This window comes from Tenacibaculum sp. 190130A14a, assembly GCF_964048965.1.
Taxonomy (GTDB): Bacteria; Bacteroidota; Bacteroidia; order Flavobacteriales; family Flavobacteriaceae; genus Polaribacter; species Polaribacter polynesiense.
In genome coordinates this window covers 1,855,385-1,881,489 of the sequence record NZ_OZ040189.1, presented here as the reverse complement: position 1 = coordinate 1,881,489, position 26,105 = coordinate 1,855,385, and the positions used below count along the sequence as shown (strand labels likewise).

Annotated in this window: 19 protein-coding genes; 15 read left to right on the top strand and 4 right to left on the bottom strand. The window is 30.3% G+C overall.

What is annotated here, in order from left to right:
* Positions 1-46: 46 nt before the first annotated feature.
* On the top strand, positions 47-1,405 hold the full coding sequence (locus tag ABNT22_RS09050) for a hypothetical protein (protein WP_348717399.1): 1,359 nt from the start codon (positions 47-49) through the stop codon (positions 1,403-1,405).
* Positions 1,406-1,534: 129 nt separating this feature from the next.
* Positions 1,535-3,340, top strand: coding sequence for a DEAD/DEAH box helicase (locus ABNT22_RS09045; RefSeq protein WP_348717401.1), 1,806 nt, complete (start codon positions 1,535-1,537; stop codon positions 3,338-3,340).
* A 67-nt stretch (positions 3,341-3,407) separates the two neighbouring features.
* Here the strand turns inward: ABNT22_RS09045 and ABNT22_RS09040 are convergent, their stop codons facing one another.
* The gene (locus ABNT22_RS09040) at positions 3,408-5,210 is read right to left on the bottom strand and encodes a sodium:solute symporter family protein (protein ID WP_348717403.1); all 1,803 of its coding nucleotides are present in this window, start codon (positions 5,208-5,210) and stop codon (positions 3,408-3,410) included.
* 70 nt (positions 5,211-5,280) lie between these two features.
* Here ABNT22_RS09040 and ABNT22_RS09035 point away from each other — a divergent pair, with 70 nt between their 5' ends.
* The 12 genes from ABNT22_RS09035 (at position 5,281) to ABNT22_RS08980 (ending at position 22,887) form a co-directional block, all read left to right on the top strand.
* Positions 5,281-6,174: a nucleotidyltransferase family protein gene (locus ABNT22_RS09035; RefSeq protein ID WP_348717405.1), complete on the top strand. Its 894-nt coding sequence runs from the start codon at positions 5,281-5,283 to the stop codon at positions 6,172-6,174.
* Complete coding sequence (locus ABNT22_RS09030) at positions 6,165-7,238, top strand: aminoglycoside phosphotransferase family protein (protein ID WP_348717407.1); 1,074 nt, start codon at positions 6,165-6,167, stop codon at positions 7,236-7,238. Before ABNT22_RS09035 ends, ABNT22_RS09030 begins: the two co-directional genes overlap by 10 nt.
* Positions 7,239-7,311: 73 nt before the next feature.
* Entirely contained in the window at positions 7,312-9,723 is a 2,412-nt protein-coding gene (locus ABNT22_RS09025; RefSeq protein WP_348717409.1) for an alpha/beta hydrolase family protein, read from the top strand.
* Between the two features lie 138 nt (positions 9,724-9,861).
* Positions 9,862-11,751 (top strand): molecular chaperone HtpG, encoded by a 1,890-nt coding sequence (htpG, locus tag ABNT22_RS09020; protein WP_348721671.1) that lies wholly within the window; start codon positions 9,862-9,864, stop codon positions 11,749-11,751.
* 113 nt (positions 11,752-11,864) lie between these two features.
* Entirely contained in the window at positions 11,865-12,896 is a 1,032-nt protein-coding gene (locus ABNT22_RS09015; protein WP_348717413.1) for a helix-turn-helix domain-containing protein, read from the top strand.
* A 129-nt stretch (positions 12,897-13,025) separates the two neighbouring features.
* Entirely contained in the window at positions 13,026-14,156 is a 1,131-nt protein-coding gene (locus tag ABNT22_RS09010) for a type 1 glutamine amidotransferase domain-containing protein (RefSeq protein ID WP_348717415.1), read from the top strand.
* Entirely contained in the window at positions 14,157-15,644 is a 1,488-nt protein-coding gene (locus ABNT22_RS09005) for a serine hydrolase domain-containing protein (protein ID WP_348717417.1), read from the top strand.
* 81 nt (positions 15,645-15,725) lie between these two features.
* Positions 15,726-17,057 carry a hypothetical protein gene (locus ABNT22_RS09000; RefSeq protein ID WP_348717419.1) on the top strand — a complete coding sequence of 444 codons (1,332 nt, stop codon included), beginning with the start codon at positions 15,726-15,728 and terminating at the stop codon, positions 17,055-17,057.
* A 75-nt stretch (positions 17,058-17,132) separates the two neighbouring features.
* Positions 17,133-18,146, top strand: coding sequence for a serine hydrolase domain-containing protein (locus ABNT22_RS08995; protein WP_348717421.1), 1,014 nt, complete (start codon positions 17,133-17,135; stop codon positions 18,144-18,146).
* Positions 18,147-18,231: 85 nt separating this feature from the next.
* Positions 18,232-20,028 carry a DUF885 domain-containing protein gene (locus tag ABNT22_RS08990; protein ID WP_348717423.1) on the top strand — a complete coding sequence of 599 codons (1,797 nt, stop codon included), beginning with the start codon at positions 18,232-18,234 and terminating at the stop codon, positions 20,026-20,028.
* Positions 20,029-20,215: 187 nt separating this feature from the next.
* Complete coding sequence (locus ABNT22_RS08985; protein WP_348717425.1) at positions 20,216-21,628, top strand: T9SS type A sorting domain-containing protein; 1,413 nt, start codon at positions 20,216-20,218, stop codon at positions 21,626-21,628.
* 86 nt (positions 21,629-21,714) lie between these two features.
* Positions 21,715-22,887 (top strand): nuclear transport factor 2 family protein, encoded by a 1,173-nt coding sequence (locus tag ABNT22_RS08980; RefSeq protein ID WP_348717427.1) that lies wholly within the window; start codon positions 21,715-21,717, stop codon positions 22,885-22,887.
* A 1-nt stretch (position 22,888) separates the two neighbouring features.
* Here the strand turns inward: ABNT22_RS08980 and ABNT22_RS08975 are convergent, their stop codons facing one another.
* Both ABNT22_RS08975 and ABNT22_RS08970 read right to left on the bottom strand, forming a co-directional pair.
* Complete coding sequence (locus tag ABNT22_RS08975) at positions 22,889-23,302, bottom strand: hypothetical protein (protein ID WP_348717428.1); 414 nt, start codon at positions 23,300-23,302, stop codon at positions 22,889-22,891.
* Complete coding sequence (locus ABNT22_RS08970; protein WP_348727297.1) at positions 23,289-23,837, bottom strand: RNA polymerase sigma factor; 549 nt, start codon at positions 23,835-23,837, stop codon at positions 23,289-23,291. The genes ABNT22_RS08975 and ABNT22_RS08970 overlap by 14 nt, the downstream gene beginning before the upstream one ends.
* 175 nt (positions 23,838-24,012) lie before the next feature.
* Here ABNT22_RS08970 and ABNT22_RS08965 point away from each other — a divergent pair, with 175 nt between their 5' ends.
* Positions 24,013-24,396 carry a DUF6249 domain-containing protein gene (locus ABNT22_RS08965; protein ID WP_348717429.1) on the top strand — a complete coding sequence of 128 codons (384 nt, stop codon included), beginning with the start codon at positions 24,013-24,015 and terminating at the stop codon, positions 24,394-24,396.
* Positions 24,397-24,988: 592 nt separating this feature from the next.
* Here the strand turns inward: ABNT22_RS08965 and ABNT22_RS08960 are convergent.
* Entirely contained in the window at positions 24,989-26,101 is a 1,113-nt protein-coding gene (locus ABNT22_RS08960; protein WP_348717430.1) for an efflux RND transporter periplasmic adaptor subunit, read from the bottom strand.
* Between the last annotated feature and the right edge of the window lie 4 nt (positions 26,102-26,105).

The following is a 26,105-nucleotide window of genomic DNA, read 5'->3' as shown; positions in this document are numbered from 1 at the left end:
GCTATTTTTGATTGTTATTTGTTGATTGAAGTTGAAAATAGTGTTAATGACTAGATACATAATACCCCTTCTGCTCCTAGTTTTAATAGGATGTAATAGTACCAAAGAGGAAAAATTCACTTCTTTTGGAGGTAAAATTATTAACCCAAAATCAAAGTTTGTATTACTTACAGACCATGATAAATTTACTGATACCATACCTTTAAGAAATGATAATACTTTTAATGGTCGTTACAAAGATTTTAAAGAAGGTTTATACTATTTTAAACACGGACTCGAATATCAATACGTTTACATTCAACCAAAAGATAGTATTCTTATTAGGTTAAACACATGGGATTTTGATGAATCTTTGGTATTTAGTGGTGATAACGCAGAAAAAAATAATGCTTTAATAGAGATTTTTCTAGAAAACGAGATTGAAGAAAAATATTTACACAAGGCATTTAAACTCAATCCTAATCTTTTCAAACAAAAAACTGATTCTATTTTAAAGATTAAAAATTACTACTTCGATAATTATGTGAGTAATTTTCCGGAAACATCCGATCGCTTTTTGAGCTTGTTAAAAATAGCTTTAACGCACCAACCTTATATCTTTTTAGAAAAATCAGCAATCAAGAACTGTTTAAAAGACACTCCAGAAAAGTTAGATTCGAATTATTATGATTACAGAAAAACAGTTAATCGCTCTCTAGATTCACTAATGTTTTACTATCCTTACAATCAATTAGTAATAAACAGTTTATACAATGATGTTTATAAAAAGGGAGGTAATAAAAACTCAGAAAATATTACTCTTGAACTTTTAAACAGCATTAACACGAATATAAAAGACGAACAAGTAAGAAATAGATTATTGTTTAATACAACGGTAAAGCATTTCTTTTCTGAAACTTGTAATTATAACAGTCAAAAAACATTATATACTTTTTTTAAGTTTAGTTCCAGTATTGAGGACAAAAAAGAGATCCAGCGTCTTATTAATGATACTAAACAAATAAAGAAAGGAGACAAACTTCCTTCTTTTAATTTAATCGCTCCAACTGGGGAAATGTTGGATATTTCGAAACTTATTAAGGGAAAAAAATCAGTTATTTACTTTAAAAATCATAAATTTTCATCAGATATTTATGTTTCTTCTAGAATGAATCATTTAATTAAAAAGAACCCAAATGTGAACTTTTTAATTGTAAATACTTGTAAAGATGGTGATTGTTTTACGAAAGACATTGACATTAAAAATCAAGTTCGACTAACCGAAAACAGTAAGGCTAAAGAATTCTTAACAAGTAAATTTTCAAGAATGATTATTGTAGATAAAAAGGGTATTGTAAAGAATGGCTATACTAGTTTAAGTTCAGAAAAATTGAACGATCAAATAGCTGATTTACAAAAACACTAAGATTCTTTCTTTCAAATCATTTTATTTAACGTACTTTTGCGCCGTCCAAAAAATCTCTGTAGAGAGATAACAATTAATTATTAAGGAATTCATAGATGGGGCATCTGTGAATTCAAAAAAATTCACATTATGTCTACATTTTTAGATTTAGGTTTACAAGAACCTATCAATAAGGCGTTGAACGATTTAGGATACGAAACGCCAACTGTTATTCAAGAAAAAGCAATTCCTCAAATCATTGCATCTACGGATGACTTAAAAGCTTTTGCTCAAACTGGTACCGGAAAAACAGCCGCTTTCAGTTTACCAATAATAGAACTTGCAGATCAAACAAATACCAATACTCAAGCCATTATCTTATCACCTACACGTGAATTAGCTGTGCAAATAGGAAAAAATATTGAAGATTTTTCTAAATACTTACCTAATTTAAAAGTAGCAACAGTTTATGGTGGTGCCAATATTGAGGAGCAAATTAGAAAGTTAAAAAGAGGTGTTCAAATTGTTGTAGGTACACCAGGAAGAACCGTTGATTTAATTAAGAGAAGAGCTTTAAAATTAGGAAATGTTCAATGGTTAGTTTTAGATGAAGCTGATGAAATGTTGAACATGGGATTCAAAGATGAATTGGATCAAGTTTTAGAAGCTACTCCAGATAGTAAACAAACATTGTTATTCTCTGCAACCTTTCCTAGAGAAGTTGAAGCTATTGCTAACAATTATATGACAAACCCTGTAGAAATTACTTCAGGGCAAAAAAATCAAGGTTCTGATAACGTAAGTCATGAATATTATTTAGTAAATGAAAAAACACGTTATCCTGCCTTAAAGAGAGTTGCAGATTTAAATCCTAATATTTACGCTATTGTGTTTTGTAGAACACGTAGAGAAACTCAAGAGGTGGCTAATAACCTTATTAGAGATGGATACAACGCTGATGCTTTACACGGAGATTTATCGCAAGCTCAACGTGATTCTGTTATGGAAAAATTCCGTAAAAAAAACATACAAATATTAGTAGCTACTGATGTTGCAGCTCGTGGTTTAGATGTTAATAACTTGACTCATGTAATTAACCATAAATTACCTGATCAAATAGAGAATTACAATCACCGTAGTGGTAGAACAGGTAGAGCTGGGAATAAAGGTATTTCTATTGCTTTAGTTTCTAGAAAAGAGCAAGGGAGATTACGTCCTATAGAAAGAATAATTAAGAAGAAGTTTGAACATACTCCAGTTCCTTCGGGGAAAGAGATTTGTCAAAATCAATTATTCCATTTAATTGATAAAGTTCAAAATACAGAAGTTAATACAGAGCAAATAGAAGGCTTTTTACCAAGTATTTATGAAAAGCTTGAAGACTTAAGTCGTGAAGAATTAATTCAAAAGTTCGTTTCATTAGAGTTTAATACATTCTTATCATACTACGAGAATGCTCCAGACCTAAACAATTTATCTTCAAGAGAAAACTCTAGAGGAAGGTCTTCTAATGAAAATATGACACGTTTCTTTATTAATATAGGTCGAAAAGATAGATTAAATCCAGCTAAATTAATTGGATTAATCAATGACCAAAAAATAGGAGATAAAATTGAAATTGGAGCAATTGATATTTTAGACACGTTCTCTTTCTTTGAAATTGATAAAAACTTTGAAGGTGATACTTTAGAAGCCTTTGCTGCAAACAGTCCAGATTTTAATGGTAGAAATGTAAACGTTGAAGTTACCAAAACTGATAGAGGTAGTGGTCGCGGACGCGGAAGAGGACCTAGAAGAGATGGCCGAAGAGATGGTGGTAGAAAAGGTCAATTTAGTGGAAAAAGAAGAAGTAACGACGAAAGCCCAAGCAAAGGTTTTGGAAGAAGACGTAGTGAAAATTCTAGTAAAAAAGGACAAAATCCTGAAAACTTTAGTAGAAGACGTAGAAGAAGATAATTCTTTGTTCAACAACATAAAAAAAAGCACCTGTTTTCAAAGGTGCTTTTTTTTTATACATTATACACTATAAGAAATTTACCTTAATCTTTTTCCATAATTTAAGCAATCCTAAAGCAGCAATTACGGTTAAAACTGACAGACTTAAAGCTAGTTCATAGTTTCCATATATCCAATTTCCTGTTGCAAACAAACTGCTAAATACTAAAACACAGCCAATAAAAACTGCCAATAAACCATCTGTTAAACTAGTGCTCCCCCCCTGCTTTTCCATTCTTACTCCTAGTTCTTTTGCTTTGTTTAATACAGGTGTCCATCCTTCTTTTTTAGGTTGTATTTTATTATAAAAATTAATTAAAGTTTGATCATCTTCTGGTTTTGTTAAAACAGTTACTAAAAGCCAAACCAAGGTAGTTAATAATACAACCAAAGGAAATTGCCAATAACTGGCGAACAATCCATTCTCTCCAAATAAATACTCTGAATTAAAATGGAATATTAATGAAAATACTCCTGAAGCGAACATTGCTGAAATTTCACTCCATGCATTGATACGCCACCAAAACCAGCGTAATAAAAAGATTAATCCTGTTCCCGCCCCGAACATTAATATAAACTTAAATATTTCTAAGGCATTTGTAAATGATAACGCTAAAACCGCACTACAAATCATTAAAACAACTGTAGATAGTTTACCGACATTTACCAAAGTTTTCTCTGTTGCGTTAGGATTTATATTTTGTTTGTAAAAATCATTTACTATATAAGAAGCTCCCCAATTTAAATGGGTAGAAATGGTACTCATATAAGCTGCTATTAAAGAGGTTAACACAACACCTGCCAGTCCTGTTGGTAAAAATGTTAGCATTGCTGGATATGCTAAATCATGTCCTAATTTACTATCAGAAACGTTAGGAAAGGCTTCTTTTATACTTGCCAAATCTGGAAATACCACTAAAGACGCTAATGCCACAATAATCCATGGCCATGGTCGTAATGCATAATGCAATATATTAAAGAAAAAAGTAGCGCCTATAGCATGATTTTCATCTTTGGAAGCTAACATTCTTTGCGCAATATACCCTCCTCCTCCAGGTTCAGCTCCAGGATACCAAGCACTCCACCATTGCACAGCTAATGGAATTATAAAAATAGATATAAGCAACTCCTTATCATTAAAATCTGGTAAAATAGATAACTTATCTGCTACATTTGGATGTGTCAGTAAATTTCCTAGTCCATCTACATCAGGGTGATTTACAGCAACCACTGCTGCTCCAATCGCGCCAATCATAGCTACAAAAAACAATAAAAAATCCGTATAAACCACTCCTTTAAAACCTCCAATTGCACTAAAAGCAACAGTAACAATAGATGCAATACCAATTGTTTGAATAGGTGATAGTCCAAGCATTACCTCACCTATCTTGATTGCTGCCAAAGTAACACCTGCCATTGCTAATACATTAAAAAACACTCCAAGATACAATGATCGAAATCCTCGTAAAAACTTAGCTGGTTTCCCTCCATATCTCAGTTCATAAAACTCTAAGTCAGTGGTAACTTTACTTTTCCTCCATAGTTTAGCGTATATAAAAACCGTTAACATTCCAGTTAATAAAAATGCCCACCAAACCCAGTTACCAGAAACTCCATTAGTTCTTACTATATCTGTAACCAAATTTGGAGTATCTGTTGAAAATGTTGTTGCAACCATAGAAACTCCAAGCAACCACCAAGGCATATTCCTTCCAGACAAAAAATACTCTGAAGTACTTTGTTTAGATTTCTTAGAAACCCAAATTCCAATTCCTAATGTAATACTGAAAAAAATAAAGATAAAGGCGTAGTCAATCGAGGTTAAATTCATGGAGTTAAATTTAGTTTTGACCAAAATAATCATTCAAATTAAATTATATTCACCTTTTAAAATAAAATTTATGATTCTTGTAATTCTTGCTGCCGGTTTAGGAAGTAGATATGGTGGATTAAAACAAATTGATGCTATTAGTTCTCAAAATGAAGCAATCATAGATTTTTCTATCTATGACGCTATTCAAAATGGTTTTAAAAAAGTTGTTTTTGTTGTTCGAGGTGAAATCTTAAACATCTTAAAGACTTCCTTTAAGTCTAAATTAAAGCATTTGATAGATATTGAATTTGTTTGTCAAGAAACTACTGATATTCCAGAGGAATTCAAGAATAACAACCGTATAAAACCATGGGGTACAGCTCATGCCTTGTTAGTCTCAAAAAAAGTAATTGACAGCAACTTTTGTGTTATCAATGCAGATGATTTTTATGGTCAAGAATCATTTGCTAAAATGGCAGCATTTCTAAAATCAACGAACCCTACTACCACTCAATATGCAATGATGGGTTATCAAATTCAAAATACGCTTTCTAAAAACGGATCAGTTTCAAGAGGTGAATGCACCATAGATAATGAAGGTAACTTAAAAAGTATCATAGAAAGGTCTCAAATCTCTACAAAACATAATCGAATCGTATATGTTGAGAATAATTTAAAAAAAGACATGAAAAAAAACACGCTTGTATCTATGAATTATTGGGGTTTTACTCCTAAGATTTTTGAGGAATTAGATCAATTATTTTATGGATTTTTGAAGCAACATTATTTAACTGAGAAAGAAGAATTTTACTTACCATCAGCCATTAATTTTCTTTTAAATGAAAACAAAGCCTCTGTAAAAGTCTTAGAAACTGCATCTGATTGGATGGGTGTCACTTATAAAGAAGATAAACCCCAAGTAGTCTCAAAAATCATTCATTATAAAAAGCAAGGAATATATCCTGAAAACTTATGGAACTAAATCAAAGATTATCATATATTTTCAATCTGTTTGATACAAATCATAGTTTTAAGAACTTTCAAACCTTTAGTTCGGGGCATATCAACGATACTTATTTAATTTATACCTACTCTACTCAACAATATGTATTACAACAATTAAACGGTACTGTCTTTAAAAATGCCAAAGATGTTATTCAAAATAAAGTTGCTATATCGCAATACTTAATTGAAAAAGGAAGTGAAACTATACAATTTCTTCCTACCAAAAATTCAGAATTTTACATTCTTGATAAGAACAATCAATTTTGGTGTTTGTCTAAATACATTCAGAATTCTCAAACATTTTTAAAAGCAACTTCGAATACCGTTGCTTTTCAAGCGGGATTTGCTACAGGTAAATTCTTAAATGATACTACCAATTTCACTGGTATTTTAATTGAAACTTTGCCCAAATTTCATTCAATGGAATTTAGATTTCAGGAATTTCAAAAAGCACTTACTCTTGCTATTAAAGAAAGGATAGATAAAGCTAAAAAATATATCGACTTTGTACATAAATACATAGATGAAATGCTTGTAATAGATAAGGCTCTTGAAAACAAAAGAATTCCTTTACGTGTAACTCATAACGATACTAAGATTTCTAATATTTTATTTGATCGAAATGAACATGCTATTTGTATGATTGATTTAGATACCGTTATGCTAGGTTGTATTCACTTTGATTATGGTGATGCGTTAAGAACAATTTGTAGTACGGCTAATGAAGATGAAACTGATTTAAAAAAAGTTGATTTTAATCTAGATTATTTTAAAAACTATACCATTGGTTTTTTTCAAAGTTTAAAAAACACCTTAACTCAAACTGAAATAGAATTGTTATCACATGGTCCGAAAATAATGACATTTATTATGGGCTTACGTTTTCTAACAGATTATCTAAATAATGATGTTTACTATAAAACATTATATTCAGAACACAATTTAGATAGGGCTATAAATCAATTCACTTTGGTAAGTAAAATAATTGAAAACAAGAACGATATAGTTCAATTTATAGAAAACCTACCAAACAAACCTTAAGTTTATTTTAACATTTTGTCGGTTCTGTTCAGATATCTAGGTTATATATTTGAGTATAAAAAATTATATACACATGAAAAAAATCAGTCTACTATTGTTACTTGGTATTTCTTTTCTTGGATTTTCTCAAGAAAATATAGGTTATCAAGAGCCCCCAAAAGAGATTTTAGAACTGGCAAATGCCCCCGGAACTCCTAGAATTAGGATGGACAACAATGCGGAAAACATTGTTTTCTTGTATAGTAGTAATTATAAGAGTATTGAGACGCTCTCTGAAAAAGAAATGCGCCTTGGTGGTTTACGTATAAACCCAAAAACGAATATTAATAGCAGACAAAGCTATTTTACCAATGTAAAAGTTAGAATTGGAAGAAACGGAACTGAAGCTGCTGTAACAGGTTTACCAGACAAAAGACGTTTGGCTAATTTTTCTTGGTCTCCTGATCAAAAGAAAATGGCTTTTACGAATACAACAACTTCTGGTGTAGAATTATGGGTATTGGATATCCAATCTAAAAGAGCAACGAAGTTAACTACAGCAACTCTTAATGCCAACATGGGAAGACCATTTTCTTGGTTTAAAGACAGTAGCTCTTTATTAGTGAAGTTTGTTTCAAAGAATAAAAAACCATTAATCGATACGAAATCAAGTATCCCCACTGGACCAACTATTTCTATCAATAAAAAAGGTAAAAAAGCACAGAATAGAACTTATCAAGATCTTTTAAAAAATAAAACAGATGAGCATAATTTTGAACAGTTAGCCTTATCTGAATTAGAAAAAGTTAACCTTGATGGTACTAAGAGTATGTGGATGAAAGGTGATATGTATAGAAGTGTTTCTTTTTCACCAGATGGTAATTACATTATGATTACTATTATTCAAAAACCATTCTCATATTTAGTACCTTACTATAGATTTCCTGCTAAAACAAACATTTACGATACCAATGCTAATTTCGTTACAACTGTTTTAGAGGTTCCTTTAATTGAAGACTTACCAAAAGGATTTATGGCAGTAAGAAAGGGAAAAAGAAATATAGGATGGCGAGGTGATAAGCCTGCTACTCTATTTTGGGCTGAAGCTTTAGATGGTGGTGATCCGAACAATAAAGTTCCACATAGAGATGAAGTATTTGAACTGAACGCTCCATTTAAAGGAAAAGCGAAGCCATTGATTAAAACAATAGGTCGTTTTTATAGTATGAGATGGGGTAATGATAATACAGCTATAGCACAAGATTATTGGTGGAACACTCGTAACACAAAATCATATGTTTTTAATCCTTCAAATACTACAGTAAAACCAATTACAATTGAAGACAGGAACTACCAAGATAGGTATAGTGATCCCGGTACTTTTGTTACTCAACGAAATAAATACGGTCAATATACTTTAGAAATGGTAGGTAACGAAGTTTTTAGAATTGGAGATGGATATAGTAAAAAAGGGAAGTTTCCTTTTGTAGATAAATTAAATTTAAAGACACAAAAAACATCAAGACTTTATCAATCAAAATTAACAGACAAAGTTGAGGGTATTTTATCTGCTCTAGATATGAAAAAAGGAACGGTTTTGGTTCGCTTAGAATCTAAAAATGAATTTCCAAATTATTTTATTAGAAACATTAAAAAGAAGAAAAAACCCGTTGCTTTAACAACTTTCAAAAATCCATTTGTAAGCATACAAAATATTCATAAGGAAGTGATTAAATATAAACGTGAAGATGGTTTAGAATTATCTGGAACCCTGTATTTACCAAAGAATTATGAGAAAGGAAAAAAATATCCAATGATTATGTGGGCATACCCTAGAGAGTTTAAAGATAAAAGCAGTGCAGGTCAAAGCACCTCAAGCTCAAATGAATTTACCTATCCTTGGTATGGTTCTCCTATATACTGGGTAACCAGAGGTTACGTCGTTTTAGATGATGCCTCTTTCCCTATTGTTGGTGAAGGAAAAGAAGAGCCTAATGACACTTTTATAAAACAACTGGTAGGAAATGCTAAAGCAGCTATAGATGCCGTTGATAAACTAGGCTATATCGATCGTAATAAGGTTGCTGTTGGAGGACATTCTTATGGAGCATTTATGACTGCAAACTTATTATCTCATTCAAATTTATTCGCTGCTGGTATTGCACGAAGTGGAGCTTACAATAGAACATTAACTCCTTTTGGATTCCAAAGTGAAGAACGTAATTATTGGGAAGCACCAGAAATATACTATAACATGTCTCCTTTTATGCACGCTGATAAAATGAAGACACCATTATTATTAATTCACGGAGAAGCAGATAATAACTCAGGAACTTATCCATTACAAAGTGAACGTTATTTTAATGCGTTAAAAGGACTTGGAGCCCCAGTAAGATTAGTAATGCTACCTAAAGAAAGTCATGGTTATAGAGCAAAAGAATCTATCATGCATATGCTTTGGGAACAAGATCAGTGGCTAGAAAAACACGTTAAAAATAGAAAGTAACTAAATTTAGTTTTCAATAAATAAACGCTTTTACATTACCGTAAAAGCGTTTTTTATGTCATCTTGTCATTTATACTCATTTGGTATTTTTTTTGACTAAAAGTCAACAGAAAATAATATCAAACAAAATATATACTTATGAGTAAAGGAAACATTAATGTATCGGTTGAAAATATATTTCCACTGATTAAAAAATTCTTGTATTCTGACCACGAGATCTTTTTACGTGAACTTATTTCAAATGCTACAGATGCAACTACCAAGTTAAAACATCTTATTTCTATAGGAGAAGCCAATGTTGAGTATGGTACGCCTCAAATTGAGATTAAAATAGATAAAGACAACAAAACACTTCATATCATAGATCAAGGTTTAGGTATGACTGCTGATGAAGTTGAAAAATACATCAATCAAATTGCTTTCTCTGGTGCAGAAGAATTTTTAGAAAAGTATAAAGACTCTAACAATGAAACTGGAGTTATTGGACACTTTGGACTAGGTTTTTACTCTGCTTTTATGGTTGCTGATAAAGTAGAAATTATTACAAAGTCTTATAAAGAAGAACCTGCTGCACATTGGACTTGCGATGGATCTCCTGAATATACTTTAGTTGCTCATGAGAAAACAACAAGAGGAACAGAAATAATTTTACATATTTCTGAAGATGAAAAGGACTTTTTAGAAGATCAAAAAATCTCTGGGCTTTTAACTAAGTACAATCGTTTCAACCAAATTCCAATTAAGTTTGGAACCAAAGAGGAAACACTACCTTTACCTGAAGACGCAGCTGAAGATGCAACACCAACAACTGAAACAGTAGACAATATCATCAATAATACTAATCCAGCTTGGACTAAAAAACCAGCTGACTTAGAAGCAGAGGATTATAAGACTTTTTATAGAGAGTTATATCCGATGCAATTTGAAGAACCGTTATTTCACATCCATTTAAATGTTGATTATCCTTTTAATTTAACTGGTATTTTATACTTCCCTCGTTTATCTCAAAATATGGATATTCAAAAGGATAAAATTCAATTATATCAAAACCAAGTATTTGTAACCGATAATGTTGAAGGAATTGTTCCTGACTTCTTACAAATGCTTAAAGGTGTAATTGACTCTCCAGATATTCCTTTGAACGTATCTCGTTCTTATTTACAAGCAGATGGAGCTGTTAAGAAAATCTCTGGATATATTACCAAAAAAGTAGCTGATAAATTGTCTTCTTTATTCAAAAAAGATCGTGAAGATTTTGAACAAAAGTGGAATGATATCAAAGTTATTATTGAATATGGAATGTTGTCAGAAGAAAAATTCTTCGATAAAGCTAAGAAGTTTGCTTTATATCCTACCGTAAATAATACTTATTTCACATTTGACGAATTAATAGAAAAGACAAAAGATATTCAAACTGATAAAGATGGTAATCATGTAATTTTATATGCTGCCAATAAAGATGCACAGCATAGTTATATAGAAGATGCTAAAGCCAAAGGATATGAAGTTTTATTACTAGACTCTCCTATCGTTAGTCATTTAATGCAAAAGCTTGAAACTTCAAATACCGAAGCTAAAATTCAATTCAAACGTGTTGATGCAGATCACGTTGACAACCTAATTAAAAAAGACGATACAGTAATTTCTAAACTTTCTGATGAAGAAAAAGAACAACTAAAACCTGTAATCGAAGGAGCTGTTAACAATTCAAACTATACTGTTCAATTAGAAGCAATGGATTCTTCTGCTTCTCCTTTTATTATTACCGTTCCAGAATTTATGCGTCGTATGAAAGAAATGCAAGCTTCTGGGGGAGGTGGAATGATGGGAATGGGTAATTTACCTGAAATGTACAATTTAGTAGTAAATACCAATCATGAACTTGTTAGTGATATTTTAAACGCAGATGAAGACAAACAAAAACAGTTAGTTTCTCAAGCGTTTGATTTAGCTAAACTTTCTCAAAACTTATTACATGGAGAAGAATTAACTAACTTTATTAAGCGTTCTTATCAGCTTATTAAATAATTATTCAAACATATTTTAAAACCTCTTTGTTTCTTCAAAGAGGTTTTTTTTTATGCTTTTTTTAGAACAATCATAGTATAAGCCACAGTATATTTGTTTTATATCTTTACTTTATGAAAACAGAACATATACTTATTCTTTTAATATGCGGTTTAGGTGTAATACATGGTTTTATTTTAGGTATTTACCTTTTATCTAAAAAGGACACTAAATCTATCTCTAATAAGATTTTAGGTGTTTTGTTAATACTGTTTGGTGTACGAATAAGCAAATCTATTTTTTTGTATTTCACTGTTGATTTAGACTATATTCTAATCACTTTGGGGTTAACAATTATTCTTTTACTTGGTCCTCTATTCTATTTTTATACCAAAAGTTTTCTAGTAAAGTCATTCAAATTCGAAAAAAAAATATTTATACATGGAATTCCGTTTGTAGTATTTTTTGTATTAAATAGTGCTCAACTTTTATCAAAAGACTTCTATGTTTCTTTTGGTATCTATCTTATCTATATACACTTTTTGAGCTATATTTTAGCATCTTACTTTTTTAAAAAATCTTTTCTTCGAAATGAAAATGAACTTAGTGTAACAAAAAGAAAATGGCTCAATTTTATTCATATCGGCATTATTTTTATTTGGGCTTCCTATTTCTTTTTTCTTTTAGGAGATATCATTCCATATATACTGGGCCCTTTAATTTATTCTATAGCAATATACTCTTTAAGTTTGTGGGCTCTTGTAAATAAAATTCTGTTAGAAGATAAAACCAAATATCAAAGTTCCTCATTAGACAATGTAAAATCAAAAGAAATTTTTCGGGAACTTGAATTTTATCTTCTACAAAAAAAGCCATTTTTAAATCCAGATTTGAAAATTAAAATGGTTGCTTCTGAATTAAAAGTAACTACCCATTCCCTATCTCAGTCTGTAAACGAAAACTGTAATCTAAATTTTCAACAATTCATAAATTCTTACAGAATTGAAGAAGCTAAAAAAATCCTTTCCTCAGCAAACAACAAAAAGAATACCATTTCATCTATTGCCTATGATTGTGGATTTAACAGTATTTCTGCATTCAACACTGCTTTTAAAAAAATAGTAAAACAAACCCCTTCACAATTCAGAGACCGATTTAACACCTAAATAATTATCTTATTCACATTATAAATCAAGGTTTTTAGTTCATAATTTAGTACTTCTGAATTATAATTTAGATAGCTTTTTAAGTGCGTTTGTGCTTTTTTCGCATCAAATAATCTAAATTAAAATATCATGAAAAAAATGTTTTGTTATGTTCTACTCTTTTTTCCTTTGCTATTAAGCGCTCAAACAAAAATCAATACTAAAAAGATTTTAATGGTAGTTAGTAGTTATGGGAAAGATTTGGGAGCCACAAGACCGGGCTATGAGTTTGACGAATTTTCTCAAGCTTATTTAATATTTAAAAACAATGGACTTTTAATTGATGTAGCCAGTCCTAAAGGAGGAGCCGTTGAACCCGATAAGTTTAACAAAGAAAAAGAATACAACAAACTCGCTTTAGAAGATATAAAGGCTAAAGAATTACTTAAAAATACGCTTCCAACAGCTAACATTAATCCTACTAATTACGATGCCATATATGTTGTTGGTGGTAAAGGAGCCATGTTTGATTTACCATATGATTCATCATTACAAGACATCATACTAAACTTATATAACAGAAAAGAAACAATTATTTCATCTGTCTGTCATGGACCTGCTTCATTCGTGAATATTAAAAAAGATGATCAATTTATCATTAAAGATGTTGAAATTACTGCATTCTGTAATGTCGAAGAGGAACTCTTTGGAAAAAAATGGGTAAAAGAGTTTCCTTTCAGTTTAGAAACCAAGTTAAAATCTAGAGGTGCAATTTTTAAACAGAATAACTTTATGCTTTCTGAAGTTGCTATATCTGGCAAGTTCATTACTGGTCAAAACCCTTTCTCTACAACAAAATCCGCTGAAGCCGTTGTCAGTTCTTTAGGTCTAACACCTGTTAAAAGAACTTTATATAAAGATGAAAAAAGTATCTATTTAGTAAATGATTTATTGCACAATAAGAAATCATTCTCTTGGGCAAAAAAAGAACTACGACAACACCACAACTTATATGATATTCAAATGATCGCTGTATATGGATACTATCAAATATTAGCTGCTAACAGCAACAAAGAAGTATTAAATTTAGGAACTCGACTTGTCGAATTGACTCATCCATATTATTTTAATGAACACTTGTATTATTTAGTTGCCAAAACCCATATTTCCTTAGGTAATAAAGAAAATGCTCAAAAGGTTTTAAAAGAACTAGTTTCAAAAAATCTGTTGACAGAAGAAGCTAAAAAATTGCTTAAAGAACTTAATGATCAATCAAACTAAATGAAAAGAACTTATAAAACCTTACCTCTAGTAATTACCTTTATTGGATTAATTTGTTTTCAACTGAGCTGTACTAAAAACACTTTAGCAACCCCAGAAAACAAACAACGTTTTAATATTGAAAAAACTAAAAATTTAGCTTCAAAACGTCTTGTAGACTACATGATAAACGAGCTAATGAAATTACCAAGCACGCCTCCAGGCATGTCTTTGGCTATCAGTAAAAATGACACTACTATTTATAAGAATGGATACGGCTACAAGAGTCTAAAAACTAAAGAAAAAGTTACTTCCAGTACTCAATTTAGAATGGGTAGCTTATCCCGAGTAATTACGATAACCGCTCTTTTAAAGTTAATTGAAAAAGATCAATTAAGCTTTGATGATAGTCTTGAGAAAGTACTTCCTACCTATCCAAAGAAAAAATATCCTATTTCGATAAAGCAAATAGCTAGCGGTTTATCAGGAATGCCTAATTATACCAAAGAAGATAAGTTTGAACAGACAAGTTACTCTAATCTTGATCAAGCAATAAATGTTTTCTCACATATTCCTTTAACTAATCAACCAGGAGAAAAATACCAATACAGCACACATAGTTTTACGCTACTCTCTAAAATCATGGAACAAGCATCTAATCAAAGCTATTCTAAGATTTTGGAAGAAAGCATATTTAATCCTTTAAATCTAAACTCAACAGGTATTGAAAATTTGAATGATAAATCTCCTAAAATGACTGGGTTATTCAAACCAAACAACGAAGGAGTTCATAAAGGGTACCTCACAGAAATCATCTCTCCGAAAGATTATAGTTATAGTTGGGCAGGTGCTGGAATGATTTCAACTCCTTCCGATTTAGTGAAACTAGGAAACTCTTACATTAATGGTTTTATAAAAAAAGAAACTCTTGATACTATTTTTGAAATACAAACTTTGAACTCAAAAGATACTATAAGACAAAGTATTGGTTGGGATAAAAATTGGGATATGGATGATAGAAAAGTATTTGAACAAGATGGATCAGCTGAAGGTACTAGAAATATTATCAGTGTATTTCCTAAGGAAAACTTATCGATCTCATTGATGACAAATGCTTTTAGACTTTGGGCTATTGAAGAAACAGCGCATACCCTAGCAATCCCATTTTTAACGGAACCATCACCTGTAAAACAACCTATAGGTAATTTTAAACTTGACATCAAAGAAGATGTAAGAGGCAACTGGGTAAAAAGAAACGGAATGCTCGTTTTAAATGGTGAAAATGATAGATTAATAATTCGTCATGAAGATCAGGACGATGAAGTATTCAAAATTATTTACCTTAATAGAGGAAACAAATACGCTGTAATTCACCCTGATGGAATTCTGTATTTAGAAATTGATTTAACTGATAAAAATGTTTCGGGAAAGGTCATGTATTATCGTGGTCCAAATCTCCATAAACCATCTACTGAACCTCCTTATTTGAAGTTTGTTAGCTTAACATAACTATTAACTAAATTTAAAACCTCTTTGCTAATTCAAAGAGGTTTTGTTTTTTTGTAGGTAAAGTCAACTAAAAAACAAACTATGAATAATGATTACAAAAGCTCTAAGTTTAAAGCTCTTTTAGACAAACTTCAACAAGAAAGCTGGCAATTAGAGCTCCTTATTACAGGTTTTGCTATTTTTGGTTTAATCAATCTAATCAACCCTATCGAAGCAGCTCATAATGAATCTGTTGCACTTCAAAACTATGGGCGATTTTATTATCCTGTAATCAAATTATCCTGTTTTATTCTCATCATTAATTTAATAGTACATGTTATTTTACGTGGACTTTGGATTGGAGCTATTGGATTAAGGTACGTATCTAATGATATAGATTATGATGAACTAAACTATAATGAACGTTTTACAAAATTTTTAAAAAAGAAAGTAGGTTCTTTTGATGGATACATTGCTAGACTAGAAAATTACTGTAGTATTCTATTTGCGGTAACCTTTCTAACTCTTTTTTACTTAATTTCTTTTTTCGCTGTTATTTTTGTAGTTATTCTGGCAGGAAACCTTTTTATTGAAGCAAACGTATTTTCTAAAACAATTGGTACTTTCTTTTTTGCCTTTTTTACCTTTGGTTTTTTAGGTTTAGCATTTATCGTTTTTATTGATTTTATAACCTTAGGATATCTAAAGAAAAAAGAATGGACTTCTTTTTTATACATGCCTATTTACAGAGTATTTAGTATTATTACTTTATCTTTTTTGTACAGACCCTTAGTTTATAACCTTCTTGATAATAAATTTGGACGTAGAATTGCCTTTATGCTTTTCCCTCTTTATATGTCTATTCTATATATCAGTACTTTAAACAATGTAAGATCTAACTATTTATCTACAAAGTCCTACTCTTCAATTAACTATTCTAGAAATAACAATTATCTTGATTTACTTGAAGAAAATGAATTTGTGAAAAATGTAGCTATCCCAACAAAAATCACCAGTAAACCTTATGTAACTGTCTTTATTCCTTTCAAGAAAAAAATAGAAGATATTCTTTTGCAAAGAAATGAGAATTTAATTCCAGAAGAAGATCAAAGAGGATTAAATAGTAGTTTTTTTAAAATTTTCAAAAGTAAAAGAAGAAACTATTCTTATAAAAGAGATAGTGTTTACTCTAAGTATTTAGCTACGTTCAATGATACCTATATGATTTCAATAGACAGTTTAGAAATCACTTCAGATTTTATTATCAACCAAACCAATAAACAACTTGGTTTTCAAAGTGTAATTCCTTTAAAAAAAGTTCAAGAAGGAAAACATTTAATTTCAATTCGAAGAAAGATAATGAACCCCAAAACAAAGGAAGAAAAAATAGAAAGAGTTGCACAAATTCCTTTCTGGTATTATAAAGATAATTAAAAATAATCTATGAAATTTTTCCACATATTGCTATTATGTTTTGTCTTCAATGGGTTTTCTCAAGGCAAAGAAAAAATGCCAATTACTATAGATAAACTGGTTAAAAGCTTTCAAAAAAAACATAGAATTCCAGGAATCTCTGTATCTATATCTCATAATAATAGTATACTATATTCTAAAGGATTTGGTTATTCTAATCTTGAAAATAAAACACCTATAAACCCTTCTAAAACAAAATTTAGAATTGCTAGTATGACTAAAAGTTTAACCGCATTAACTATTGCTAAATTGATGCAAATGGACTCTATTGACATATACAAGAGTGTTTATCTTTATTTGCCTAACCTTCCTAAAAAGAAATATGATTTTAGTATTAAAGATGTTGGTGGGCATTTAGCAGGGATCAAAAGAATACCTACTGGAGAACGGTACGATTGCGAAAACACATTCAATACCACAGATAAGCTGTATAAATCATTTGGGTTAGATGACCTTGCTTTAAAACCTAGAACTGCAATGAAATATAGTAATTACGGTTACAAACTTTTAGGTTTAATCATTGAGAAAAAGTGTGGAAATACACTTACCAATTGTCACAAATCTCTAATATTAGATAAATTGAATCTTAATTCAATTGTTCCAGATTCCAAAAATAGCCTAGAGCGTAATAACAGTTTTTATGTTGAAAAAAATGGCAAAAACATTTTGGCTCCATGTTTAGATTGTACACTAAAATATGCCCAAGGCTGTTATCTTTCTACTTCTGAAGATTTTATTAAGCTTATGCATGGAATATTGTATTCAAAAGAACTTTTGTCAAAAGAAAGTCTTAAAGAACTATTAATTCCACAAAAGACTATTGACGGTAAATACACTGGATATGGTTTTGGGTTTATATCTAAGAAAGATACAAATGGAAATTTCTTTTTTGGACATAACGGGGGCTATCCTGGTAGCAGGACTGTTTATAGAGTTTACCCAAAACAAAAATTAGTAATTACAGTTTTTACCAATAAAAGCGGTTATTTTAAGTTAACCAACTTAATAACTGACATTGCAAATGATTATATAAAGAGTTTAAATAATTAAACCTAGGTTTATATTAAATATAATACAGTAAACTTCCGCTAAGGTTTTCTTTTGGTATATTTGTTTGCAATCAAAAAATACAATCATGAAGAAAATCTTCTTAGCGATAGTAGTTACTACTGCTCTACTAGTTTCTTGTAAAAAAGAAAAAAAAGAAACAGCTTCTATTGCTGTAAAGGAAAACACTGAATTTAATCAATTATTAAAAGATTATAACGAAGGAAAACTAAAATTAAATCCGTTGAATGCAACGTTTGCTGGTGATAGTCGTTATAATGATCAGTTTCCTAATTTTCTGTCTGACGAATATGGTCAAAAAAGCAATAACTTTTTCAATGATTATAAAACCAAACTTACTCAATTTAAAGACACTGATCTAACAGAAAGTCAGCAGATGAGTAAAGCTGTGTTAGATTGGGATTGCAATATGGCTTTAGCACAAGCAAGCTATAAAAACGACTTATTAATGCCTATTAACCAAATGTGGACCATTAATTTAACAATGGGGCAGTTAGCCAGTGGAAGTAGTGCACAGCCTTTTAAAACTACTAAAGACTATGAAAATTGGTTAAGCAGATTAGATAAATACAATACCTGGTTAACATCTGCTAAAACTCGCATGCAGCAAGGAATTGAAGAAGGGTTTGTTTTACCTAAATCACTCATTAAAAAAGTAATTCCACAATTCGAAGTATTGGCTAATACACAATTAACAGATCACCTTTTCTACTCTCCTATTAAAAACTTTCCTGCTGATTTTTCAAATGAAGAAAAAGAGAAGCTCACTAAAGATTATACTATAATATTGAATGATAAATTGATTCCATCATTTAAATCAATATTTGAATTTTTAAAGACAGACTACCTTGCTGCGGGAAGAGATGATAGTGGTGTTGATGGTGTTCCAAACGGAAAAGAATACTACCAGCATGCCATTAAAAACTATACCACTACAAATATGACTGCAGATGAAATTCATGAATTAGGTTTGAAAGAAGTTGCTCGCATATTAGCTGAGATGGAAAAAGTTAAAGCTGAAGTTGGTTTTAAAGGTAGTTTAAAAGAGTTTTTTAATTACGTTAGAGACAATAAGGAATTAATGCCATATACTGAACCAAAACAGATTATTGACAATTTCAATGCGATTCATGAAAAAATGAAACCGCAATTAGAAAAGTTATTTGGTAATAAGCCTAAGACACCGTTTATTGTAAAACAGACTGAAAAATTCAGAGAAGCTTCTGCTAGTGCTGAGTACAACCCGGGATCACTTGACGGAACCCGTCCTGGTGTATTTTATACTCCAATTCCAGATGCTTCTAAATACAATGTATTTTCTGACGAAGCTTTATTTTTACATGAAGCAATCCCTGGTCATCACTATCAAATTTCATTAACTCAAGAAAATCAAGATTTACCAGATTTTAGAAAAACCTTATGGTATAGTGCTTATGGAGAAGGTTGGGCATTGTACACCGAAAATTTAGGAAAAGAATTAGGTTTGTATACAGATCCTTATCAATATTTTGGAATGCTTGGTATGGAAATGCACAGAGCTATTCGTTTAGTAGTTGATACAGGTATGCACGCTAAAGGGTGGAGTCGTGAAAAGGCTATTCAATATTCTTTAGATAATGAAGCTGAAAGTGAAGCGAGTATCATTTCTGAAATTGAAAGATATATGGCAAATCCAGGTCAAGCATTATCTTATAAAATTGGTCAGTTAAAAATTAGAGAATTACGTGATAAGGCTTCTAAAGAACTTGGAAATAAGTTTGACATTAGAGAGTTCCACGATCAAGTTTTAGAAACAGGATGTATTCCATTAGCCTTGTTAGAAAATAAAATTAATAACTGGGTAGTTAATAAGAAACAAGGGTAAAACACCTTTTATTTTACCAGAATCTTATCCTTTTTTAAAGAGTCAAATCCACCTTGAGAAATCTTGGTGGATTTTTAATTGTTTGTTCGGAAAACCAAACGTTTAATTCGGAAAGTATTTGCTCTTTTTCAGCAATTAACGAATTTACTTTGCAACTGAAATCAATTAACCAAAAAATAAGATTCAAATGAAAAAAATTATTACTTTACTTACTGCTATTTTTGCTAGTACTCTTGGTTTTAGCCAAATTGTGAACATTCCTGATGCCAACTTTAAAAACGCCTTAATAAACTACTCACATACTATCGATACCAACAATGATGGAGAAATTCAAGTTTCAGAAGCACATGCTTGGACTAATCCAATAGTTATTTCCAGTAAAAACATTTCTGACCTAACGGGAATTGAAGCATTTGTTAATATACCAATATTAGCTTGCGATGGGAATAATTTAACCAAATTAGATCTTAAGTATAACACAAAATTAACGATGCTATTCGCTATGGACAATGATATTGAGAAGCTTACTTTAACAAGTAATCCCCTCCTAAAAACACTTTATGCAAACAATAATAATTTGAAAAGTGTAAACATAGCCAATGGTAATAATGCTACTCTAACTACTTTTGATTTAAGGTTTAACCCAAACTTAAAATGCGTTCAAATAGATCGATATTTCACCCCTCTAAATAGTTGGAAAAAAGATACAAATACATCTTATAGCAACTATCCTTGTAAAGAAACCATCAATCCAATTTTACCAGATAAAACGGTTTCTGGACCAACTCCATTAGGTGGGTTTAAAATAAACACTTCTCAAGTAGTATATATACCAGACTCAAATTTTAAAAACGCTTTATTAAACAATACTCCTACTATTGACATTAATAATGATGGAGAAATTCAAGTTTCTGAAGCGCAAGCTTACGGTCCATATTTAAATGTAGGTGGTAAAAATATTTCTGATTTAACTGGTATTGAAGCCTTTACAAACCTAACATTTCTTGCCTGCAATGGAAACAATTTGACTAAACTAAATATAGACAAAAATATAAATTTAACAGTTTTATACTGTGCTGGAAATCAAATAGAAAAGTTGTCTTTAGTTAAGAATACACAACTAGAAAACTTAAGTAGTTGGAGCTGTAACTTGAAAACAATTAACGTTGCCAATGGAAGAAATAGCATTCTTTCTACCTTCAATGTTACCAACAATCCTAACTTAGAGTGTATACAAATAGATAATGGTTTTACCCCATATAGTTCTTGGGGTAAAGATAACACTGCAAGTTATAGTACTTTTCCTTGTGCAAATAGTATCAACCCAATTTTACCAGACAAAACTGCTATGGGACCAACACCTTTAGGAGGCTATAAAACACACGCAGACATCTCAATTTATCCTAATCCAACAAGTGAAATACTTCATATAAAAGGAGATAATATTGATAAAATAGAAATTTATAATCTAAATGGGATTAAAGTTTTAGAAACAACATCTTCCACTCTTAATGTATCTAAGCTTTCTACAGGTATTTATTCAATTCAAATGATAACCGCCAAAAATGAATCTATCTTAAAAAAATTCGTAAAGAAGTAAATTTGACATTAAATTTAGATTATTGAGTTAATCCAGAGTTTTAGAACTCTGGATTTTGTATTTTAGAATTTTTAATACGAATATCAATGAAAAAGTTATTCTTCTTATTATTTATTAGTGCTGTTAGTTTAGCTCAAACCAATACAGAAATTCACCTTTTTGATATCATATCTGAAAACGGTAAACTAAAAGTAATTAATGGTAAAAACATTTCTAATAACGAAGGGTATGATAGTCAACCTCATTTTTATAACGATAATATTGTTCTTTTTGCTTCTTCAAGAAATGGACAGCCTGATATTGCAAAATATAACGTTAGAGATCATGAAGTTTCATACATTAGTAAAACTCCTAATGGAGGAGAATATTCACCTCAGAAAATTCCGAATTCAAAAAATGTATCAGCAGTAAGATTAGATAATAATGGATTACAAAGATTTTATCAATACGACATTAAATCAGGAAAAGACAAAGCTCTTATTAAAGATTTAGTAGTTGCATATCCAATGTGGTATGATAAAAACACAGTTATTTCCTCTGTAATTGTAAACGATAGTTTACAGCTTTATGTGACTGACCTACGAAAGAAAACGAACATTTTTGTAGCTAAGCAAACGGGGAGATCATTTCATAAAATTCCAAATTCAAATTTGGTTAGTTTTATGAAGCAAAATGGAAAAAATTGGGAAGTTTGGTCATTAAACCCAAATACCAAAGAGACCAAAAAAATTACCAGTGTAGGAACAGCTCAAGATATTTGTTGGTTACCTAATGGTAATATTTTAATTCCTTATGAAAATACTTTATATCAATTTAATCCTTCTTCTGATAAAAGATGGTCTGTTTTTCATCAATTTAAAGATGAAAATATCAACAACATTTCAAGAATTACTGTAAATAGTATTGCTTCAAAATTAGCTATCACCGCCGTAGTTTCTCCTAGAGGTTTGGCACAAGAACAGTTAGAGGCATATAATAAAAGAGACATTGATGCTTTTTTACAACCTTATGCTAAAGATGTAAAAATATATACTTATCCAGACGAGTTGAACTACCAAGGTATTGATGAAATGAGAAAACGTTATGCTCCAATGTTTAAGAATACCCCTGATTTACATTGCAAAATAACGAGTAGAATAGTTAAAGGAAATGTAGTTATAGACGAAGAACTTGTAACAGCAAATGGCAACACTTTTAAAGCAGTCGCCATTTATGAAATTACTAATGGTAAAATTAGTTCGGTTCGTTTTGTAAAATAAATTATGTGTTATACTTCTTTGTAAAATGGTCTTTTAAGAAAAAGATTTGTAAAAAAATCATTACTGTAAAAAGGAAAGAAACATATAACACCGTATTAGAAATACTTATATTTTCAAATAAATTGGGCATTTGCACTTGTGGTATATAGTCTAATACTTTCTTAGGCATTTTTACCCAGTTTAATGAAGTGCCTCTTGATACATAAACAATCGAAACCACTAATATTGTTAATAACACTCCCCAAACTTTTTTGGAAATCAAAGGAGTCGCTTTAAATACTTCAGCGTTTTCAGTTTGCAAAATACTTTGCATAATATTAGCTGTAAAATCTATAGATGGTTCCTTTACATCTAATTCTTTCATATACTTTTTAGTAAAAGCATCTAATTCTTCAATATGTTTATTTTCTCCCATAATGATTAATTAATTCGGGTTCTACTTTTTGTTTTACAATAGATAACAATCTTTTTCTAGCTCGATGCAGTTTTACTTTTACATTCGCTTCTGAAAAATCCGTTATCTCGATAATCTCTTTTAAACTTAACTCATCAAAATAGAACATCCATAAAATTGAACGTTCATCTTCCGGAAGGTCTTTCATGCACTTTTCAATAATCAATGCGCGTTCTTTTCGTTCTATAGTATCTAAAATACCTTCTGTTGTTTGAATTTTATTGATGGTTACTTCATCTATTGTATCTGTATTGTATTTGTTCTTTCTCTTTTTTAGGCTATCTAAACAGGTTCTATAGGCTATTTTATAAATCCATGTAGAAAACTTTGATTCACCTTTAAACTTACTCAAATTCTTATAAGTTTTGATAAAAGTATCTTGAGAAACCTCTTCTGCTTCTTCCTTACTTTCTAACATCTTATAAGCTAAAGAAAATACCATCGTTTTATACTTATCTACTAGAAAAGCGAAAGCATTCGTATCTCCTTTTAGGATTTGTTCTATGTAAGCTTGATCGTTAATAATAGTTAGTTTTATATCTATGACATATCCCGCTCAAAAAAGGTTACATATTTTTTAAAAATATTTTTTTTATTTTTTTGTAACCTTTTTAAAAAGCAAACAGTCATACCTTCAAACAAATTAAAAATAATCATTTAAAATCAAAAATATGGAAGTAGCAATTGTATTTATGTTCTTGTTCGCAGTAATCTTCGGAATCTTTTATTTATTCTATTCAACAAGAAATAAAGAACGTTTGGCTTTAATAGAAAAAGGTGTAGATGCTAAAATATTTATGCAAGGAGAGAAAAAACGTTCAACTTTAACAGGAAGAGTTATTATTTTAAACTTAGCCTTATTAGCGATGGGAATTGGAGTTGGAGTTTTGTTTGGAGCGTTATTGAGTTCAATCTTTGGTTACAGTGGCCCTTGGGAAATGCGTCCTAGTAATGCTGTAGATTCAGAAGTATTCTTTGTTTCATCAATTTTTATTTGTGCAGGAGCAGCTTTATTTATTGGATTCAACCTAACCAAAAAATTAGACAATGAATAAAATACTACATTTAGTGTAATTCATAAAGTTAACACAATTTTAAAACCTAAGAGGATTCTCTTAGGTTTTTTTATGGCTCCTATATAATAAAATAAGAGTCATTTATTTATTAAAAGATAGCTCTACAGAAATTACTATCTTTCTAATCTTTTTACCAGTGACATGGTATTTATAACACTATGTATCTCTAATATTTTAGAATCTAAAAATAAATTGGACCTATAGCGCAGTTTAGTCAATTCATAATGATAACTGCTTTTGGTATTATCAATGATGTACAATTAAACAAAGAGTCAATTATATTAATTCATATAAACGTTTTTTGATTGTTCAATCAATACTATTGATTCTATTATACTAACAGATCTTTTTAATAGGTTTAAAGTATTTAAAAAGCAATATTCTAAGGACAACAAACTAACTTCCTTAATAATCTTACTCCTTTTTAATCTAAGAAGAAGATCCTTTCCTACATAAAACACCTTCAATAAACTTATCTTACTGAAGACTTGGTAAAAATATATATGAGTTACTTAAAAACAAAAAAAGCAGCTCTAAATAGAGCTGCTAATAGTATAAAAACTAAAACGTATTAGTTATTTCCTTTTTCTTTATCGTCTTTTGAGGCCTTGTTCCATATTTTAATTTCTTCATCTGCTCCTACTCCTTCTAATACTTCAACATTAACTCCATCCGAAATACCTAATTTTAAAGTTTTCTTTTCAAAACTATCTTCTCCAGTTTTAACTTCAACATAAGGCTCTTCTGTTTTCTTGTCAAATCTTAATAAAGACTCTTTGATAGATAAAATACTATCCTTTTTATCTAAAACAATATCTGCATTCGCACTATATCCAGCTCTTACGAAATATTGATCGTCTAAGGTTACATCGGCTTTAATCTTAAACTGTACTGCTCCATTTTCTTCTGTTCCTTTTGGTGCTATAAAATTTAAAATTGCTGGGAACTTTTTGTCTTCGATTGCTCCTAATGAAACATCAATATTAGATCCTCTAACTAATTTACCAACTTCAGATTCATCTACTTTTCCTTCGAAAATCATTTTAGTCATATCAGCAATAGTTGCAATAGTTGTACCTGCATTAAAGTTATTAGATTGGATAACCTGATACCCTTTCTTTACAGGAATTTCAACAATCATACCCGACGTAGTTGCTCTAATATTCGTGTTCGCTCCAGCAGATCCAGCAGATCCTTTTCTAATAATTTGATAATCATTTTGAGCGTTGCGTAAATCATTTTTTGCCTGGTTAAAAGACAATTCAGATGCTTCAAATTGTTGACTAGAAATAACTCCTTTATCAAATAAAGCTTTATTTCTTTCATATTGAGTTTTAGCATTATTCAACTGAATTTGTACCGAATTTATTCTTCCTTTAGCACTTTGTAATGATTGCTCATTAGGTACTACTCTTACAGTAGCAATTAAATCACCTGCTTTTACAATTGCCCCTTCTTCTAAATATACTTTATCTATAATTCCAGAAATTTGAGGTTTTATTTCAACTTCTTCTAAAGGTATTACTTTTCCTGTTGCTACTGCCTTTTTAACAATAGTCGTTTTAAATGGTTTTTCCGTTTCATACGTAATTACACTCTTTTGGTTTTTCTTTCCTAACCAAATCAGTATGATTACAAATAGTAGTAATACAACTCCTAAAATAATTTTTGCTCTTTTACTCATGATT